Consider the following 17,851-nt stretch of genomic DNA (forward strand, 5'->3'; position numbering starts at 1 on the left):
TTCGACAAGATTCTGCAGTTTCTTTGAATGTAACCCTTATCATTTTCCTTAATATTACAATGCAAGCGTTTTCCTCCTAATCGGTGTAGGATTATGTCGTAATTGAGCGATGTTTTTAAAAAGGATTTTTTCATAAGTGGCAGAAAGTAGTTAATAGATTGAAAAATGTAGGTGAAGTGATGAACGCAATGATGTTATCTGATTATGATGTATTTTTATTTCATGAGGGAAGTTTACAGCAAGCGTATCAGTTTATGGGTTCTCATGTGAGAAGGGATTCACGTGGGACCTATACAGAATTTTGCGTTTGGGCACCGAATGCGAGAAGTGTGGCTTTGGTTGGTTCATTCAATGACTGGAATGGTTCCGGTTATGAACTTGAAAAGTGGAACCGGGAAGGTCTGTGGGTCATCCGGGTGGACCGTGATTTGACGGGGGAAACGTATAAATATGAAATTAGGACATTATCCGGGGAGAGGAAGCTTAAAGCGGATCCCTATGGTTTTGCTTCAGAGAAGCGCCCTCAAACAGCAAGCATCGTGTACGACCTGGAAGGATTCAGATGGAGCGACGAAGAGTGGCTCGAGGAGAGGTCAGGTTCGACGGTATACGATAAACCTATGTTCATTTATGAAGTGCATTTGGGGACGTGGAGAAAGAAGAAAGGGAAATTTCTTTCTTATAAGGAGCTTGCCGGCGAGCTGATTCCATATGTGAAGGAGCATGGCTTTACTCATATTGAACTGCTGCCGATTACAGAGCATCCTTTTGACCGTTCATGGGGCTATCAGAGTACAGGGTATTATGCGCCGACAAGCAGGTATGGAGAACCTCATGACTTGATGAATTTCATCAATGAATGTCACAGAAACGATATAGGGGTCATCCTGGACTGGGTTCCGGGGCATTTCTGTAAAGATGATCATGGCTTATATCAATTCGATGGATCTTTTGCATATGAGTACGCAGAAGAACGCGACCGTGAGAACTATACATGGGGGACGGCGAATTTCGATTTGGGGAAAGGCGAAGTAAGGAGCTTTTTGATTTCCAATGCCCGATTCTGGATGGAAGTTTATCATATTGACGGATTTAGGATTGATGCAGTGGCGAATATCATTTACTGGGCCAATCAGGGCCAGCAGTCGCCGAACCAGGGTGCGCTCGATTTTTTGAAAAAGCTGAATCAAGCGGTATTTGAATATGATTCTTCCATCCTGATGATTGCTGAGGATTCGACTGACTGGCCTCAGGTGACATCCCCGGTTCATTATGGAGGGCTAGGATTTAATTATAAATGGAATATGGGATGGATGAATGATGTGCTCGATTATATGGAGACGCCACATTCTGAACGGAAAGATGTACATTCCCTGATGACGTTCTCTCTTCTTTATGCCTTTTCTGAGAACTATGTTCTTCCTTTTTCACATGATGAGGTTGTGCACGGGAAGAAGTCATTATTGAATAAAATGCCGGGTGATTACTGGCAGAAGTTTGCACAGTACCGGCTTCTTCTTAGTTATATGGTGGCCCATCCGGGTAAGAAGCTTCTTTTTATGGGAAGTGAACTTGCTCCGTTTTCAGAATGGAAGGATCTTGAGGAATTGGATTGGCATTTAACGAGTTACGATTTTCATCACAAATTCAATTCATATTTCAAGGATCTCATGCATTTATATAAGGGTGCTGAAGCTTTATATGAGCTGGATCATCAATCCCGGGGCTTTGAATGGATCGATGTGAATAATTCAGATCAACAGATTTTTTCTTTTATAAGAAAGGGAAGGAAAATGAACGATCATCTGGTGGTGATCTGCAATTTCAGTCCGTTTGTCTATCACGGGTATAAGGTCGGCGTGCCGAGTGCCGATTCCTATATAGAGATATGGAATAGTGATGACGGGAAATATGGAGGTTCAAATCAGGTTAATCCTGCACCGCTTCCGGTACACCATGAAACCTATCATGGGAAAGAAGGATCAGTGGTCATGACGATACCTCCATATGGAGCAGTTTATTTAAAACCAGAATACGGAAGGGGAGAATAGAATGGCAAAGGGAAGATGTGTGGCCATGTTATTAGCAGGGGGTAAGGGGAGTCGACTGAGTTCATTGACGAAAAACTTAGCGAAGCCTGCCGTTCCATTCGGAGGGAAATACCGCATCATCGATTTTACCTTAAGCAACTGCACGAACTCCGGAATCGATACGGTCGGGGTTCTGACACAGTACCAGCCGCTTGTTCTGAATTCTTATATCGGGATTGGAAGTGCATGGGACCTGGACCGCAAAAATGGCGGTGTGACCGTACTTCCTCCGTATGCAGAATCATCTGAGATGCGCTGGTATACAGGGACGGCAAGCGCGATCTATCAAAATATGAATTATCTGGAACAATATGATCCGGAGTATGTTTTGATCCTATCAGGCGACCATATTTACAAGATGGATTATAGTAAAATGCTTGACTATCATATTGAGAAGAAAGCGGACGTGTCCATATCCGTCATTGAAGTGGATTGGGCAGAGGCAAGCCGTTTCGGTTTGATGAATACGAACGAAGAAATGAGGATTACGGAATTTGAAGAGAAGCCGGCATATCCGAAGAGCAATCTGGCATCCATGGGGATCTATATCTTTAATTGGTCCGTCTTAAAGGATTTCCTGGAGATGGATGAACGCAATCCTCATTCCAGTCATGATTTCGGAAAAGATGTGATTCCACTCCTGCTTGATGAAAAGAAGAAGCTGATGGCGTATCCGTTCCAGGGCTATTGGAAGGATGTAGGGACAGTCAAAAGCTTATGGGAAGCGAATATGGACCTCATTGATGAAAACAACGAATTGAATCTGTTTGATCATGAGTGGAGAGTGTATTCGGTCAATCCGAATGAACCGCCGCAATATATATCAGCTGATGCATTCGTTGAAGGGTCCCTTGTCAATGAAGGATGTACCATTGAAGGGACAATCAGCAAATCGGTGTTATTCCAAGGAACGACGGTGAAAAAAGGAGCCCATGTATCGCGCTCGGTCATCATGCCGGATGCGGTGATCGGGGAAAATGCCTATATTGAACAGGCGATTGTACCGCCGAAAGTAAAAGTACCGAATGGCGTCTGTATCATACCGGAAGAGGGATCTGATGAAGTGATCCTTGTAACGGAAGCATTCATCGAAACATTACTTGAGCAAGAAGAAGTGTAAGGATCTCTAAAGTACAACTTAAGAGGAGGAATTGTCGTGAAAAATTCATTGCTTGGAGTTATTGATGCCACTAGTTACTATAAATCTTTAGAGGATTTGCTCTTACATCGGTCCATGGCTGCCCTTCCGATCGGGGGAAGATACCGGTTGATTGATTTCGTGCTTTCCAATATGGTGAATTCAGATATAGGCTCTGTTGCGATTTTCCCTAAGTTCCAGTATCGCTCGTTAATGGACCATCTCGGTTCGGGGAAGAACTGGGATCTGAACAGGAAGCGTGACGGACTGTTCTTCTTCCCTGCACCGGGACTCGATGCTGTGGATGAAGGCGTGGGATCGTTCAATCATTTCGCCCATCACCTGGATTACTTCTACCGCAGCCGCCAGGAATATGCGCTGATCAGCAATTGTTACACGGTATGCAATATCAATTATCGTCCAGTTCTGGAACGGCACGCGATGATTGGTTGCGATATCACGGAAATCCGCCATAAAGGAAAGTCACTCGAAATGTATGTCGTGAAAACTTCGCTGTTAAGAGAGCTGATCGAAGCCCGGGAAGAGACCGGCTATACGTGCATGAAGGACGTTGTTGAAGACATGGACAGCGGTTATAAAGTATGCGGATATGAACATATCGGGTTCGTGGAAACCGTCGATTGCATTGAAAAATATTATGAAACCAGCATGAAGCTTTTAGATGTTTCTTCCTGGAAAGAGTTGTTTAAAAAAGAAATGCCTATCTACACGAAAGTAAAGGATGAGCCACCTGCCCGTTATACATCAGGGGCAAGCGTTAAAAACAGCATCATCGCCAATGGGTGTTATATTGAAGGGAAAGTACGTAATTCAACGATGTTCAGAGCGGTGAAGGTAGGGAAGAATACAAGTATTTCAAACAGTATCATTATGCAAAAGAGTCAAATTGGAGATAACTGTGTACTAGAGAATGTCATCCTAGATAAAGATGTGAGAATCGAGGACGGAGTAAAGCTTACAGGAGATCCCGATAATCCCATTGTCATTCGTAAAGGGATGATTCAAGGAGCGCTGATGAATTCGTGAAAGTCTTGTTTACTGTTTCTGAATGTGTGCCTTTTGTTAAATCAGGAGGCTTGGCGGATGTTGCCGGAGCCCTCCCGAAAGAGCTGCGAAGCCTGGGGACGGATATCAGGGTCATTCTCCCCAAATACGGGGGGATTCCCCATGAATTCCTTGGGAGAATGAAAAAGAAGAAAGAGTTTTTCGTCTCCGTCGGATGGAGAAATCAATATTGCGGGATTGAAGAGCTCCATCACGATGGAGTTACATATTACTTCGTCGATAATGAATATTACTTCAACCGTGACCGCATGTACGGTTATTTCGATGACGGCGAGCGGTTTTCATTTTTTACGAGAGCTGTATTGGATGCCATTGAGGAGCTTGATTTTTACCCTGATGTCATCCATTGTCACGACTGGCATACGGGAATGGTGCCGTTCTTATTACGGACAGAGTATCAGGATAAACCGGGATACGCGTTTATCCGGAGTGTCTTTACCATCCATAATCTACAGTTTCAAGGAATATTCCCTAAGTCGGTCATGACGGATTTACTGGGTGTGCCGGAGCGTTATTTCCATCCCGAGTATCTTGAGTTTTATGACAATATCAATTTCTTGAAGGGTGCGTTGATTTCATCGGACTATATCACCACCGTCAGCCCGACGTATAAGGAGGAAATTTTGACTCCTTATTACGGGGAAAAGCTTCATGGGATTTTAAGACAGAGATATAACCAGCTGCAAGGCATCCTTAATGGAATCGATGATGAGGTGTATAATCCGGAAGAAGCACGAATCCCTTATAGGGGCGGCAGTTTTGACGGTAAAGTCAGAACGAAGCTTGAGCTCCAGGAAAAGTTGAATCTGGAAGTGGATGAAGACATCCCGGTTGTATCGATCATTTCGCGTTTGACGGTTCAAAAGGGACTCGAATTGGTCAGGGGCGTATTCCACGAAATGCTTCAGGAGAACATTCAATTTGTTTTATTGGGGACGGGAGATTGGGAATTCGAACAGTTTTTCAGGGAGATGGAATCGCAGTATCCAGATAAGGTTAGGGTGACGATCGGGTTTAATGAAGAATTGGCGAAAGAGATCTACACAGCCTCTGACATCTTCCTCATGCCATCGAAATTTGAACCATGCGGACTCGGCCAGTTGATTGCTTTACGATACGGTGCACTGCCGCTTGTGAGGGAAACAGGCGGGCTTAACGATACCGTTGAATCGTATAACGAAGAAACAAAGTCAGGAAATGGCTTCTCCTTTAAAAACTTTAATGCGCATGACATGCTTCATACGTATAAACGAGCGCTTGATTTCTACCATAATGATAAGGAAACATGGAAGCATATCGTACAAACTGCCATGAATAAAGATTATAGTTGGGCTCAATCGGCCTTTAAGTACAACCAATTATATGCTGACCTTGTATCGAGGAGTGAAAGCCATGTTTTCTGATCACAACGAATTTAAAGAGATGTTTCTAAAAAAGCTTGAAATGATGTACGGGAAGACATTTCCGGAGTCCACTGCTCAGGATCAATTCTTCGCACTGGGGCACTTGATCAGAGAGTACATCAGCATGAACTGGATTCATACGAATGAGCAGTATCGTTTCAATAAAAGGAAGCAGGTGTATTATTTATCGATTGAATTCCTGCTGGGCCGGCTCCTGAGGCAGAACCTGATGAACCTGGGGATTTATGAAGTGGTCGATCAGGGGCTGAAGGACCTCGGGATCGATCTTTCCGACATTGAAGAAATTGAACATGATGCGGGGTTAGGGAATGGGGGACTCGGGCGGCTGGCTGCCTGTTTCCTGGATTCTTTAGCCTCTCTTAATTTGCCCGGACACGGTTATGGCATACGGTATAAACACGGATTGTTCGAGCAAAGAATAGTCAACGGCTTTCAAATGGAGCTACCTGAACAGTGGCTGCGTCATGGTCACGTATGGGAAGTCAGAAAGTCTGACTTAACGGTTGAGGTCCCTTTTTGGGGGAAAGTCGAATCATATACTGAGAATGATGTGCTGAAGTTCCGTCATGTGGATGCTGAACTCGTTTCTGCGGTCCCTTATGATATGCCGGTCGTCGGACACGAAACCTCGACCGTCAATACCCTGCGTCTTTGGAGCGCAGAGCCTGCAGCATACAAAGCCGGAAAAGACCTGATGAAATATAAGCGGGAAACGGAAGCGATCACAGAATTCCTGTACCCGGATGACACACATGATGAAGGGAAAATCCTTCGTCTTAAGCAGCAGTATTTCCTGGTGTCAGCAAGCATTCGTTCCATTATAGACTCGTATATTTACAGATACGGAGATTTAAAGGATCTTCATGAATATGTGTCGATTCACATCAATGATACCCACCCGGTTCTTGCCATACCCGAACTCATGAGGGTGCTTTTGGATGAGTACGAATTTGACTGGGAAGAGGCATGGGCCATTACAACGAAGACCTTCGCCTATACCAATCATACGACGCTTTCTGAAGCGCTCGAGAAATGGCCTGTCCGTATTTTTCAACCGCTGCTACCGAGGATCTTTATGATTGTCAATGAAATCAATGAGCGCTTCTGCCGCGCGTTATGGAAAGAATATCCCGGAGAATGGAAGCGGATCGAGGACATGGCAATCATTTCACATGGTGAGGTGAAGATGGCTCACTTGGCCATTGTCGGCAGCTTCAGTGTCAACGGAGTGGCTAAGATTCATTCAGAAATCCTGAAGCAAAGGGAAATGAACTTATTTTATCAATATTATCCTGAAAAATTCAATAGTAAAACCAATGGAATCACGCATAGAAGGTGGCTGCTGGGCAGCAACCCTCCTTTGTCGAAGCTGATCACATCGGCAATAGGGAACGAATGGGTTCATCAGCCGGAAAAGCTTAAGAACCTTGAGCCGTATAAGAGTGATGCTTCCTTCCTCCAGGACCTTTATAAAGTGAAGCAGATGAATAAGGAGAGGCTGGCACGGCGTATTCTTGAAAATAACGGAATGAAGGTCGACCCTGATTCCATCTTTGATATTCAGGTGAAAAGGCTTCATGCGTATAAACGGCAGCTGTTGAATGTACTTCATATCCTGCATCTCTATAACCGCTGTCTGGAGGACCCGCATTTTGACTTCCACCCGCGGACATTCATTTTTGGGGCAAAGGCTTCCCCGGGTTATTTTTATGCGAAGAAAATCATTAAGCTCATTCATTCGGTTGCGGACCTTGTAAACGATCATCCTGTCGTGAAAGACCGGATAAAGGTCGTCTTTTTGGAAAATTACCGTGTTTCGCTGGCTGAGGAAATCATCCCTGCCGCTGATTTGTCGCAGCAGATTTCAACCGCAAGCAAGGAAGCATCCGGCACGGGTAATATGAAATTCATGATGAATGGAGCACTTACGTTAGGGACGCTGGATGGTGCAAATATCGAAATCCTTGAGCAAGTCGGGGCAGACAATATTTTCATATTCGGCTTGACGGCAGAGGAAGTCATGAATTATCAGAAGCAGGGCGGTTATTACGCGATGGAATATTACCATCACGATCCCCGCATCAAGAAAGTGCTGAACCAGCTTATAGACGACACGCTGCCGGATGCGGATGACCACTTTGAAACGATTTATGATTCCCTTTTGGGTGAGAACGACCAATTTTTTGTGTTACGCGATTTTGATTCCTATGTACGGATTCAGGAAGAAGCAGGCAAAGCTTACGGGAAGAGGGAAGAATGGTCGCGCATGTGCTTACACAACATCGCCCATTCCGGCTATTTTTCGAGTGACCGGACGATTGAGGAGTATTCGAGGGATATTTGGAAGATTGTTCATGGGAGTTTGATAAGATAAGGGGCTCAATGATGTTGTTCTTCCTTACCTCGAACGTGTATTTTATTATGTAGTATTAAAATAGAGAGTAATCATTTGAAACAAAGTTTAAATCCTGTTGAATTAATGACAGGATTTTTTTGTTATGAAACGTCTATAAGGAAAGAATTGGTTGTGGAAGTAAAGGGTTTTTGACATTTATCAATTAAAGTAAGTGTGATGCAATAAGGTTTTCGTAGCAAAGCTTATTAACTAACGTGCATTACTTTAAAATCCAGCTTAAATATTTGGAAATGGAATAGAATGTTTATTCAGCTATTGCTTATTTATGAATAGGGCAATTTAATGGATTAAGACTTAGTAAATAATTATATAGGGCAGAAGAAAAAGGAACTTCTGCCTCACATATCTTTTATTATGAACTGAAGGGTTGCTCAGATAATTTTAAGATACTTTAGCTTATCTGGGTTCCTGACAAAATAGATATTGCAAATTGCATTTCTTTCAACATGCAGCAGAACTACGCTTTCAATTCCCTCGTTCGTTCGGATAACAAGCCCTGTTTGCCCATTTATAACTCTTAACTCAATATTGAAAAATTCTTCGTTAGATGAAGCTTTGCGATACAGGCCAACAAGAAACTTGGCAACGATATCGTGTGATCTAATAGGGTGAATGGCTGAAACTGCTTTCCCTCCACCATCTGAAATCAGCACAACATCTTCTGCCAGCAAGGAGATAATCTGGTCAACATTATCATGTTTTAGCGCCTCTAGGAATCGCACGATCCACTTTTCACTCTCTGTTTCAGATTGGATTGTCGTATCACCTGTAATGCCCATTTTTTCTCGAGCACGACTGTTCAGTTTACGGCAATTAACTTCACTTTTACCAATAATACTTGCAATTTCGGAATACTTAAACCTCATAGCCTCTCGAAGAACAAACACTGCTCTTTCAGTAGGAGACAGTTTTTCAAGCAACACAAGCAATGCGTAAGATAACTGCTCACTCTGGACAACCAATTCAAGAGTGGGGTCTTTCATGTTAACAACCGGCTCAGGAAGCCATTCACCCACATACTGTTCCTTCCGTTTTTGTGCACTTTTTAGTAAATCCCTGCACCGATTCGTCACCATTTTGCATAGATAAGATTTTGGTTCAAGCAGACGATCCAAGTCAACGTCATAAATCTTCAAGAATACGTCTTGTACAACGTCTTCCGCATCAATAGCCGATCCAGTCAGCTGGTAGGCAAGAGTAAACAGTAACCCTTTATATTGCGTATATAATTCCTTCACCTAACCAATCCTTTCGCTTTTACTGTCCTCTTTTACATTACTGATTAAACTTGCAGAATTCCATGTCCATTTCCTTATTCGCCAACCGAGCTTACCAGTTAATATAATATCTATTCCCCATTTTCGTATCCATGTCATTCCATCTTCAGGCCCTAACCCAAAGCAGAAAAAATCAATAAACTCCTTATGGATAGGTGATGGACGCCCTTCAAGGTCTGCCAACATAATCTTTGTTAACCTATCAGCTTGGGCAATTGCTTCTTTGCAAGTTTTCCCATCCTTTTTCCCTGTTTTAGGGTCTTTGATTTGAGCACAGTCACCGATACTGTACACACTTTCAGCACCTTGAACCCTATAGCTATCATCTACGTCCACGTAGCCTTCCAAAGTAGTCGGTATACCGATGGTACGAAGCATGGGGTTAGGCAACATCCCCATTGTCCATATACAAATTCCAACAGACATTTTCTTTCTATTTGATAATGTCAGTATCCCTTCTTTCTCCATCAGTACTTTGGTTCCGTGAAGGACTATAACCCCTTTCCTCTCAAGTTTGCGTTCTAATTTTTTTCCTACCTTTTCTGGGCCATCCGGAAATAATCTCATTTTCGAGTTGATTAAATATATCTTTACAAGACTTGGGTCAATCCCTAACTGATTAGCTTCTTCGTGAACATAATGAGACAATTCAGCAGCTGTTTCTATTCCACTTATACCTGCTCCAGCTACAGCGATTGTCATTAATCTGTGCCGTTCTTTCTCATTTACTTCCGTTTTGGCCTTCTTTAAATTGGCCCGCCACTTCGCGTGAATCTTTACCGCGTCGTCCAAGCTTGCTAAGGCTATTCCACCTTGTGAGGTATCTGGTCTTTTCATCACGCTGCCAACCGCCAAAGTGAGAAGGTCATAGTTCATCGAATTCATATTTCCATTTGAATCCTGAAGAAGAAGTTTTTTTTCTGTTGGATTTATTTTTGTTACGCTTGCTTGAACAAACTCAACCCCTTCTGAAAACAGTTTGTTTAGTGGAATCGTAATTTCTTTATTCCTTGCGGCAGGTTTAAAAAGTAATACTTTTCGTAAGTGGTAAGGGTTTTTATCAATTAAAACAATTCTGATTTGGCGTTGGAGTACTTCACTCCTAAATGATTTTTGAATATTTTTGATTGTATTAATGCCAGCGTATCCCCCGCCAATGACAATGCATGTTAATACTTTCATTCTCATCAACTCCATAATCTTTTTACAAATATAACGAGATATGAAGTGTTTTTGTGACACGAAACATTGATCATTTATCTCAGAAAATGTAATTGTTATCGTTGTAAAAAAGAGCTGTCCTATATTCGGAATTTAAATGTTTTACTTAACACTCATTTAAGGACAATTTTGATATTTATTTATAAGTGAGAGTTTAAGTTTTTGTTTAATCCTTGCTGTTCGATTTCGTGCAAGACTCTGCTATCAGCGGGCTGGCAGAAAACCACCTCAGCCCATTTCCATCCGTTTTGCTTTTCCCGCAGGTTTCTTCGCCTTGCATCAAATCAACAGCTAGAATTAGTTTGAACTGGTCAATTATGGATAACATAGGATTCCACACAAAATAAATCCCAAGGCTGAATTTATCAGCCTTGGGATTTATTTTCTTATTTTCATTTAGTCTTTCTTTTTAGAAACATATCCGTCCCCATCTTTATATGGAATATCTCCAATTGGGGATTCCAAGTCATTATCATCAAGCATTTCTTCATAATCTTCGTGCTTCTTTGATGGATAGGTTTTACGGTTGGAGCCGTCGATATCCGTTCCGACAAAGCTTTCGTAATCCTCGGTGAACCCTTCAGAGGAGTCTTCTCCTTGATACAATTCAGAGTAGTCTTCGTACTCACCTTCGAAATCAGATGGTGTTTCAGACGTTCCGTAGCGGGCAACCTCCTGGAAGCTGTCTTCATAATCCCGGACGTTGCCGTTTGTGCGATGCCTGAATTCATTATCGATCGGCGGCTGCAGTACGTCCTCTTCTACAGGGCGGTCTCCTGCTATGGATTGCTCTGGCGAGTGATCTCTACAATAGAGCGTCGTAGGAATCACTTCAAGGCGTTCATAAGGAATCTCAGCGCCGCACTCTTTACACTTGCCGTAAGTGCCATCTTCCATGGCTTTTAATGCCCGATCTATCTTGTTTAATTCGATTTTAGAATGATCATCAATTGCGTAATCCTTCTCACGTTCATATAGCTCTGTACCCATATCGGCAGGGTGGTTGTCATAAAGAGACAGCTCTCCTGAATTATCCCGTTCGTTTGTATCATGAAGACTCTCAAGATCCCGATGCAGATGCTCATTTAATTGAGATTGTTGTTGAAGCAGTTCTTTCTTAAGTGTTTCTTGCTGACTTTTTGTAAGCAACCTTCTCACATCCTTCATTTTAACGTCCGGCTTCCCGGACCACTTTTTTATGGTCTAATCATACTTTATCCGAAAGTCTGCTGATTAAAACATAAAAAAGAGCACTCTTGTTGTGAAGGTGCTTAATGGGAAGGGAGGGCTTGTATTTTTTTGTGAGGGAAAGTTATTGGGTGGATTGTTACCGAATTTTTAATTTTTTTGGATGTCCTGGTGCTCTTTTATAGGTATTAAGTTCATTTGCCCTCATTTTTGAGAATTATGGGCTTGGAATTTTTCGGGAAATTGATTTCAAATGCAGGCTTAATTGATAATTGTGCCACTTCTGGATTTAATGTGCCGGAATCCTGATAATTGTGCCGCTTTGGGAATTATTGTGCCAGAATTTTCATAATTGTGCCAAAATCCAAATTATTGTACCCCGGTGTCGAATTTTCTTTACCTCAACCTTGACTAAAACCGAACCAAAAAACAAAACAAAAAAACCGGACATCAACAGTCCGGTTTCCAAGCTCAAATCTGACTTAATTAGATGAAATATGCAATCAGCAATCCAATCGACAGCAAAAATCCAAAAATCGTGTTGGTCTGAGCTGTTGCTTTCATTGCCGGCATCATTTCGAGCGGCTGCGATTTTCCAATAAAGCCTTTCGTAGCTTTCACTGCTTTTGGAATACTAAGATAAGAAACAAACATCCAAGGAGACATGTCTCCGAATAGTACTAATCCGGCAACCCATGCATACGTCAAGAAGAACATGCTGCCGAGAAGTACGATGGCTCCTTTTTTACCAAGTAAAATGGCGACGGTTTTACGACCGTTTTCTCTGTCGCCATCCAGGTCGCGGATATTGTTTGCCAATAAAATCAGACCTACCAGTATCGAAACCGGAACGGAAACAAGAATGCTTTCAACAGTGATCGTTTCCGTTTGGATGTAGAAAGAGATCACGATGATGATCAGTCCCATAAACAATCCTGCGACGATTTCACCGAATGGGGTGTAGGCAATCGGCATCGGTCCACCAGTGTAAAAGTATCCTGCAGCCATGCATACAAGACCAACCACTGCCAGCCACCATGTGCTGTTCGCGACGATATAGAACCCTAATAGCAGGGCGATCCCATAAAAAGAAAAGGCGATATTCATGACCGTTGAAGGCTTCACGCCATTCCGGACAATTGCGCCGCCGATCCCGACGGAGTGTTCCGTATCGAGGCCGCGTTTATAGTCATAGTATTCATTAAACATATTCGTAGCGGCCTGGATAAGCAAAGATGCCACAAGCATCGCTAGAAACAGTGAAAATTGAATGTCTGTATATTGAAGAGCAAGTACCGTCCCGAGCAGTACCGGAACGAATGCGGCTGTCAGGGTATGGGGTCTCGTGAGCTGCCACCAGATCTTCCACCCTTTATCTGCCTCTATTGTATTTGTCATTTGATGTGCCATTCATCTCTCTCCCTTACAATCAAGGAATTTTTCTGAAATCATTACAATTCCTTTACAGATTAAAGTGTAGGTAATGGAGTGAGGAGTGTCAATCTTTTTTTACTGATGGCGAATTCTGCTATGAAAAACCTATGTGAACGAGGTGGCGCTGTGTTAATGAGTGCAAAAATTATGAATTTGTCGGTTCTAGCGATTGATTGGAGTGCAAGGCGAAGACTCCTGCGGGATAAGCCAGACAGGTGAGACTTGTGCAGCTCCAGCGGCTAGAGGCTCGAGGCATAAGTCATGCCATCCAAAAAGGCAAAAAGCGCCTTTATGGCTGCCCTGTCTTATGCTTATCGCATCTAAGCAAGCCGCCTCCGCTTTTCTAACCCACAGGAGCGCTGCGACGAGGAGGCTCACCGGCCGCCCGCGGAAAGCGAAGTCTTGCACGGAAATCATTAGCGGATTAAAAGGTTTTCCATTATTTGAGCACTTTTACAACCCTTTAGGTTTCTCAAATACGTAAAAAGGGTTTATTATATATAATAAGGATAAAATTGTTTAATTGTCATTCACAACGTTGACACACCATACAGTGAGGTGTATCTTAAAATAAGTTTTGAATCATGTACGTGATTGTTTGGGGGAATTCGGGTTGGTTACCATCCATAAAACCAATATTGAAAAAGCATATGATACAGCCAGGGAAAAGGCTAAACAATATCAACACCCCGTCCTGTTCAGCATCGTAGAAGAAATTGATTCTGTCGATCCGCTTTTCTTTTATAATGAGGGGAACTCGTTATTTAAGGGAACGCGCTTTTTATGGAAGGACCGGGATCATACGATTACACTCGCAGGCCTGGGTTCTGCATATACGATTTCTACACAAGATGACAGGGATCAGTTCTTTGCGGTTGAGAAAGAGTGGAAGCGCTTTATCGACGAGGGCGTCATTCTCTCACCGGAGAATTGGATCGGTACGGGACCGCTGTTATTCGGAGGTTTCCGGTTTGATCCTCTTAATCAACGTGGGCTGGAATGGAATGATTTTGAGAACGGTACCCTTCAGGTTCCATCCTTCATGCTGACAAAATCAAAGGATGCGGATTATCTGACTCTGAACATGTTATGCGGTCCTGACGGTGATGAAGATTCGTTTAATGAGATGATTCGTTTTAAAGATGAAATCCTCAGAAAGTCCAAGTATCCTTCCGTCCCTGAAGAAGCTGCTGTGAACAATGTAGAGGATTACAATCCGGAAGAGTGGAAGAAGTCCGTACAGAATGTCGTCCAAGAACTTAAGGATGGCGGTATGGAGAAGGTGGTCCTTGCACGTAAATGCAAAGTTACCTTTGATGCTCCTGTCACTTCTGACTTTGTATTGGACAACCTGTGGAAGCAGCAGCCTGACAGCTTCATATTCAGCTTTGAACAGAACAAAAGCTGCTTTATAGGTGCTACTCCGGAACGTCTTGTCAAAAAGACAGGCGAAGAAGTGCTGTCCACTTGTTTAGCAGGCTCTATTGCGAGGGGACGCACGCTCGATGAGGACGAAAAGCTTGGAGAAGAACTTCTGAACGATGAGAAAAATCGTTATGAGCATCATTTGGTTGTAGAGACCATTCAACAGGCACTTGAGCCATTCTGCAATGAACTTTCACTGCCGGAAAAGCCGGGTTTAATGAAAATGAAAGATATTCAGCATTTATATACACCTGTTGTCGGAAGGGCTGCGGCGCAGACATCTCTCCTCAATATGATTGAAAAGCTGCATCCTACACCTGCTTTGGGTGGGGTCCCTAGAGAAAAGGCACTTCATGTCATCCGTCAGGAAGAGAAGATGGACAGAGGGTTATATGCAGGTCCTGTAGGTTGGATGGATGCTTACGGTAACGGGGAGTTTGCAGTAGCGATACGATCGGGTCTCCTTCATGATGAAGGATCGTATTTATACGCGGGCTGCGGGATTGTAGCTGACTCTGATCCTGAAAGTGAATTCAAAGAAACGCAAATGAAATTTCGACCGATGCTCAGAGCATTAGGGGGAAACATCCATGGATGAACATCAACAACGATTAACAAGTTATTTAGCAGCATTTATCAATGAATTAGTCGGCAATGGAGTAGACGAGGTGGTCATCAGCCCGGGATCTCGTTCTACTCCTTTGGCGTTATTATTTACGCATCACCCAGGCGTGAAAACGTATATCAACGTAGATGAACGTTCGGCAGCATTCTTTGGACTCGGGATCGCAAAGGCTAAGAAAAAGCCTGTTGCGATTCTTTGTACGTCCGGAACGGCAGCAGCCAATTATTATCCGGCTGTTATTGAAGCTCGTTACGCAAAGGTTCCACTCATTGTACTGACAGCCGACCGGCCACATGAGCTGCGTGAAGTCGGAGCTCCGCAGGCGATCAATCAGCTCGATCTTTACGGGAAGCATGTAAAATGGAGTGTCGATATGGCACTGCCTGAATCTTCTCCTGGTATCTTGAAGTATGCAAAATCATCAGCTGCAAGAGGAGTTAGCCTGTCACTCTCAGCTCCGGCAGGACCGGTTCATTTTAACTTCCCGATCAGGGAGCCATTGATCCCTGCTCTCGAGGAAGTAGAATTTACTAAAGTCAGCCGCAGGGAAAAACGCGTAGTTGGCGGTGTCCGGGGATTATCTCCGGAAATGCGTGATGACCTGCTTCGTGTTCTTAGGGAAAAACAAAAAGGGCTGATTATTTGCGGACCTGGACTGGATGTATCTGCAATCGACTCGATTACGGACTTTGCCGAACATCATGGATTACCGGTCGTCGCAGATCCTCTCTCGCAAGTAAGGAGCGGAGAGCATTCCAAGGAGAATGTAATTGAAACGTATGATGCATTTCTGAAAACGAAAGAGATAAATGATGATCTACAGCCTGATTTGATCATTCGCTTTGGTGCTATGCCGGTTTCTAAACCTCTGACCCTTTTCCTCAAAGGACTGCCGGATGTTCCGTATTGGATTATCAGCAGCGGCGAGGAATGGCAGGATCCGATCGCGAAAGCTACTGAATTTATTTATTGTGATGAAAGATTGTTCTGCATGGACTTGAAAACCGGCGCGGACAATGAGGATGCCGGATGGTTACGTAAGTGGAAAAAGGTAAATGATCTTTCGAGGAACATTCTGCAGACAGACGACCAGCCATGGAATGAAGGGAAAGCTGTCAAAAAGCTGATTGAACAGCTGCCGGACGGGGCATTTGTTTTTGCAAGCAACTCGATGCCGATACGTGATATTGATACGTTCTTCTTCAATAGTGACCGGAAGATTTCCTTACATGCAAATCGTGGAGCCAATGGGATCGATGGAGTCGTTTCGACTGCGCTCGGGATGAGCACCGGAAATACCCCTCTGTATCTGCTGATCGGCGATCTTGCGTTTTTCCATGATCTGAACGGTCTTCTTGTCGCAAAAAAATATGGCTTGGATATCACCATTGTCGTGATGAATAACAACGGGGGAGGAATCTTCTCCTTCCTTCCGCAGGCAAGTGACGGAACTTACTTCGAGGAATTATTCGGTACACCGATGGATCTTGACTTTTCTTCAGCGGCAGCCTTTTACGGTGCACATTATTCGCTGGTGAAAGAAGAGAATGAGTTTGGTGAAGCCCTTAAAAACGCTGAACTGCATAAAGGGATCAAGATCATTGAAGTCCTGACAAATCGTGAAGAAAATGTAGCAATTCATCGTAAATTGTGGAATTATGTTTCCCAGGAAATAGTCACAAAGTTGAAGGGGAATTCTCCATGATTCTCCGGGTGAATGAGATCGATTATTTTGTAGATGTTAAGGGAGAAGGATTCCCGATTGTATTCCTTCATGGATTCACTGGTGATTCTCGTACGTGGGATGAAATCACCAGCCGGCTTAAAGAAACGAATCAATGTATCACAATCGATATCATCGGCCATGGGAGAAGTGATTCACCCTCAGATGAGAAGAGATACTCGATGGATGAAGTTTCCCTCGATATTAGTAATATATTGAACCGGCTGGACATCAAGAGAGCAGCCTTTATCGGTTATTCGATGGGAGGAAGGCTTGCTCTTCACTTCTCTAATCTCTACCCTGATTATGTCAGTGCCCTTATCCTGGAAAGTGCTTCCCCGGGCTTGAAAACGGAAGAGGAAAGGGCAGAAAGACGGGAAAGAGACCGTTCCCTTGCAGATAGGATCATGGAAGAAGGAATGGAGTCTTTCGTGAAGTTCTGGGAGGAGGTCCCGTTGTTCTCCACTCAAAAAAGATTGCCAGACGAGGTTCAAGAGGCGATCCGCAGGCAGCGGCTTCAGCAATCCCCAGTAGGACTTTCGAACAGCTTGAAAGGGATGGGGACCGGCGCGCAGCCATCCTGGTGGGGTAGGCTGCATGAGCTTTCTTTTCCGGTGATATTGATGATAGGAGAGCTTGACCACAAGTTTGCTGCGATTGCAAAAGAGATGGAAAAGCATATTCCTGACGTTGAAGTTATTACTTTTTTCGACACTGGGCATGCAATTCATGTGGAAGAACCTCGAAAGTTTGGTACAATGATAGAGGAAGTTTTATTCAAGTACATAAAGGAGGATGTTTAAG

Annotated in this window: 12 protein-coding genes; 8 read left to right on the forward strand and 4 right to left on the reverse strand. The window is 43.5% G+C overall.

The features are described from left to right. The first annotated feature begins 179 nt into the window (after positions 1-179). The 5 genes from glgB to ACXAFV_RS06320 are packed head-to-tail and all read left to right on the forward strand — an operon-like array spanning position 180 to position 8,112. Positions 180-2,051 (forward strand): 1,4-alpha-glucan branching enzyme, encoded by a 1,872-nt coding sequence (glgB, locus tag ACXAFV_RS06300; RefSeq protein WP_475126084.1) that lies wholly within the window; start codon positions 180-182, stop codon positions 2,049-2,051. Position 2,052: 1 nt separating this feature from the next. Further along, positions 2,053-3,210, forward strand: a complete 1,158-nt coding sequence (locus tag ACXAFV_RS06305; protein ID WP_475125182.1) for a glucose-1-phosphate adenylyltransferase — start codon at positions 2,053-2,055, stop codon at positions 3,208-3,210. Positions 3,211-3,246: 36 nt separating this feature from the next. Further along, the gene (locus tag ACXAFV_RS06310; protein WP_475125183.1) at positions 3,247-4,275 is read left to right on the forward strand and encodes a GlgC family sugar phosphate nucleotidyltransferase; all 1,029 of its coding nucleotides are present in this window, start codon (positions 3,247-3,249) and stop codon (positions 4,273-4,275) included. Continuing rightward, complete coding sequence (glgA, locus tag ACXAFV_RS06315; protein ID WP_475125184.1) at positions 4,272-5,717, forward strand: glycogen synthase GlgA; 1,446 nt, start codon at positions 4,272-4,274, stop codon at positions 5,715-5,717. Before ACXAFV_RS06310 ends, glgA begins: the two co-directional genes overlap by 4 nt. Further along, positions 5,707-8,112, forward strand: a complete 2,406-nt coding sequence (locus ACXAFV_RS06320) for a glycogen/starch/alpha-glucan phosphorylase (RefSeq protein ID WP_475125185.1) — start codon at positions 5,707-5,709, stop codon at positions 8,110-8,112. Before glgA ends, ACXAFV_RS06320 begins: the two co-directional genes overlap by 11 nt. Before the next feature lie 413 nt (positions 8,113-8,525). Here ACXAFV_RS06320 and ACXAFV_RS06325 read toward each other — a convergent pair whose 3' ends face one another. The 4 genes from ACXAFV_RS06325 to ACXAFV_RS06340 form a co-directional block, all read right to left on the reverse strand. Then, positions 8,526-9,392, reverse strand: coding sequence for an RNA polymerase sigma-70 factor (locus ACXAFV_RS06325; protein WP_475125187.1), 867 nt, complete (start codon positions 9,390-9,392; stop codon positions 8,526-8,528). Continuing rightward, positions 9,393-10,613: an NAD(P)/FAD-dependent oxidoreductase gene (locus ACXAFV_RS06330; RefSeq protein ID WP_475125188.1), complete on the reverse strand. Its 1,221-nt coding sequence runs from the start codon at positions 10,611-10,613 to the stop codon at positions 9,393-9,395. A gap of 435 nt (positions 10,614-11,048) precedes the next feature. Then, a complete protein-coding gene (locus ACXAFV_RS06335; protein ID WP_475126085.1) occupies positions 11,049-11,810 on the reverse strand; it encodes a TraR/DksA C4-type zinc finger protein in 762 nt (253 codons plus the stop codon). Positions 11,811-12,326: 516 nt separating this feature from the next. Next, positions 12,327-13,250: a 1,4-dihydroxy-2-naphthoate polyprenyltransferase gene (locus tag ACXAFV_RS06340; protein WP_475125189.1), complete on the reverse strand. Its 924-nt coding sequence runs from the start codon at positions 13,248-13,250 to the stop codon at positions 12,327-12,329. A gap of 637 nt (positions 13,251-13,887) precedes the next feature. Here ACXAFV_RS06340 and ACXAFV_RS06345 point away from each other — a divergent pair. Genes ACXAFV_RS06345 through menH form a run of 3 tightly spaced genes read left to right on the forward strand, consistent with a single transcriptional unit; the run spans position 13,888 to position 17,850 of the window. Further along, positions 13,888-15,297: an isochorismate synthase gene (locus ACXAFV_RS06345; protein WP_475125190.1), complete on the forward strand. Its 1,410-nt coding sequence runs from the start codon at positions 13,888-13,890 to the stop codon at positions 15,295-15,297. Then, a complete protein-coding gene (gene menD, locus ACXAFV_RS06350; RefSeq protein WP_475125191.1) occupies positions 15,290-17,029 on the forward strand; it encodes a 2-succinyl-5-enolpyruvyl-6-hydroxy-3-cyclohexene-1-carboxylic-acid synthase in 1,740 nt (579 codons plus the stop codon). Before ACXAFV_RS06345 ends, menD begins: the two co-directional genes overlap by 8 nt. After that, positions 17,026-17,850 carry a 2-succinyl-6-hydroxy-2,4-cyclohexadiene-1-carboxylate synthase gene (gene menH / locus ACXAFV_RS06355; RefSeq protein WP_475125192.1) on the forward strand — a complete coding sequence of 275 codons (825 nt, stop codon included), beginning with the start codon at positions 17,026-17,028 and terminating at the stop codon, positions 17,848-17,850. The genes menD and menH overlap by 4 nt, the downstream gene beginning before the upstream one ends. Position 17,851: the final 1 nt, after the last annotated feature.

The organism is Rossellomorea sp. ABR4_012 (genome assembly GCF_056159545.1).

What these genes read in the sequence shown, in the direction of transcription:
- glgB (WP_475126084.1), top strand. Translation starts at nt 180, where the DNA reads ATGAACGCAATGATGTTATCTGATTATGATGTATTTTTATTTCATGAG.
- ACXAFV_RS06305 (WP_475125182.1), top strand. Translation starts at nt 2,053, where the DNA reads ATGGCAAAGGGAAGATGTGTGGCCATGTTATTAGCAGGGGGTAAGGGG.
- ACXAFV_RS06320 (WP_475125185.1), top strand. Translation starts at nt 5,707, where the DNA reads ATGTTTTCTGATCACAACGAATTTAAAGAGATGTTTCTAAAAAAGCTT.
- ACXAFV_RS06330 (WP_475125188.1), bottom strand. Translation starts at nt 10,613, where the DNA reads ATGAAAGTATTAACATGCATTGTCATTGGCGGGGGATACGCTGGCATT.
- ACXAFV_RS06340 (WP_475125189.1), bottom strand. Translation starts at nt 13,250, where the DNA reads ATGGCACATCAAATGACAAATACAATAGAGGCAGATAAAGGGTGGAAG.
- menD (WP_475125191.1), top strand. Translation starts at nt 15,290, where the DNA reads ATGGATGAACATCAACAACGATTAACAAGTTATTTAGCAGCATTTATC.
- menH (WP_475125192.1), top strand. Translation starts at nt 17,026, where the DNA reads ATGATTCTCCGGGTGAATGAGATCGATTATTTTGTAGATGTTAAGGGA.